Source organism: Psychrobacter sp. FME5 (assembly GCF_014861375.1).
Classification (GTDB): domain Bacteria; phylum Pseudomonadota; class Gammaproteobacteria; order Pseudomonadales; family Moraxellaceae; genus Psychrobacter.
Window position 1 is genome coordinate 1 of record NZ_RRYX01000218.1, and the last position, 1606, is coordinate 1606.

General features: G+C 40.5%; 2 protein-coding genes and 1 pseudogene. 2 read left to right on the forward strand and 1 reads right to left on the reverse strand.

The window, feature by feature from the left end; all coding sequences use genetic code 11:
- Positions 1–53: 53 nt before the first annotated feature.
- Positions 54–866, reverse strand: a pseudogene (locus EI161_RS14275) (heavy metal translocating P-type ATPase); the annotation flags it as partial.
- A 192-nt stretch (positions 867–1058) separates the two neighbouring features.
- On the opposite strand from EI161_RS14275, the gene EI161_RS14280 reads away from it, so the two are divergent.
- Together EI161_RS14280 and EI161_RS14285 are read left to right on the forward strand one after the other, a co-directional pair.
- Complete coding sequence (locus tag EI161_RS14280) at positions 1059–1253, forward strand: heavy-metal-associated domain-containing protein (RefSeq protein ID WP_192529922.1); 195 nt, start codon at positions 1059–1061, stop codon at positions 1251–1253.
- Positions 1254–1319: 66 nt separating this feature from the next.
- Entirely contained in the window at positions 1320–1565 is a 246-nt protein-coding gene (locus EI161_RS14285) for a pyridoxal-phosphate dependent enzyme (protein ID WP_192529924.1), read from the forward strand.
- The last annotated feature ends 41 nt before the right edge of the window (positions 1566–1606 follow it).

Genomic DNA, 1606 nt, shown 5'->3' on the forward strand with positions numbered 1-1606 from the left:
TAGATTAGTGAGGTGCTCTTCTTTTTTCAATCACTTTCGAAGTTGAGAGTGGGGTAGCTTTGGCCTTCAATAACTTCACCATCGACTGGCACACGCTCGCCGGGACGAATCTCAACGATCGTTTCTGTGGTCACTTCTGCAATTGGTATTTCAGTCACTTGCCCATTGTGGTGAACACGCGCTGTTTTTGCTTGCATACCCACTAGATGTTGAATGGCTTGAGAGGTACGTCCTTTGGCTTTTGCCTCAAAATAACGCCCTAATAAAATTAAGCTTACAATCACAGCGGCCGCTTCGTAATAAACGTTCACAGTACCGTCAGGTAGAATCTGTGGAATAAATGTTGCGACTAGCGAAAAACTATAAGCCGCCAGTGTTCCAACCGCGACCAATGAGTTCATATCTGGAGTAAAACGCCATAATGCCGGAATGCCTTTTTGATAAAAACGTCTTCCCGGAAAGATAAGAACCAGCGTGGTCAAAACAAATTGAATCAGCCAGCTTTGTTGCGTGCCGATATTGTGCATGACCCACATATGAAAGGCTGGAATCATATGGGAACCCATTTCTAGAATAAAAACCGGCACGGCCAAAATCAAAGAGATGATTAAATCTCGTTTAAGTTGTTGCTGTTCCGTGGCTTTCTTGTCCTGTTGGTCACTTTGAACCTGCTCAACCAGCTTCGCCGTGTATCCCGCTTTTTTAACGGCTTGAATCAGATCGCTACTCTGTACTTGAGCGTTGCCTTGTACCCATGCTCGTTCGGTAGCAAGGTTGACGTTTGCTTGTTGTACGCCCTCAACCTTTTTTAAGGCTTTCTCTACCCTTCCAACGCAGGAAGCACAAGTCATACCCTCAATGGGCAATGTTTCATTGTAAAGATAAGACTTAGTATTTTTTGAGTTCATAACACCCTCTATCATTTTCAATCTATTATCAATAGCATATAGGTTGACACGATGGTAAGGTCAAGCGTGTTTTTTTAAAATGTGTTTGACCTTACCATGGTGAGAAGGATTAAGCTTGGTAATGAAATGAAAATTATTTGGAGACAGGTTATGAACCTATTGATTGAAAATATGAATTGTGGCGGCTGTGCCCGTGGTGTGACAGCAACTATTCACGATATCGACCCAAACGCTAAAGTTGATATTGATTTAGCCACCAAAGTGGTCAATATCAAAACCATCGCCAGTATTGATCCGATGACGGCTGCTTTAGCAAAAGATGGTTTCCCAGCAAAGGTGCAATGAATGGGATTAATAAATAAAAAAGCAAAATAAAACTAAAGATACGCTAAAAAATTAATAAGGCATTATATGAATAATAACTCATCCATACCAAGTAATAACATGCTTGACGTGATAGGCAATACTCATGTCGTTAAGCTTAATAAGATTCTGTCTCCTGAACATGCTGATGTATATGTAAAATTGGAATACTATAATCCAACTGGATCTTATAAAGATCGAATGGCTAAAACAATGATCGAAGAAGCTGAAAAGCGAGGTGCATTATCAGCGGATATGACGGTTGTAGAAGCAAGTGGTGGTATAGTCAAATGACTTCAAAAATGTTATAAAACAAATCAACTAAACGATTACCA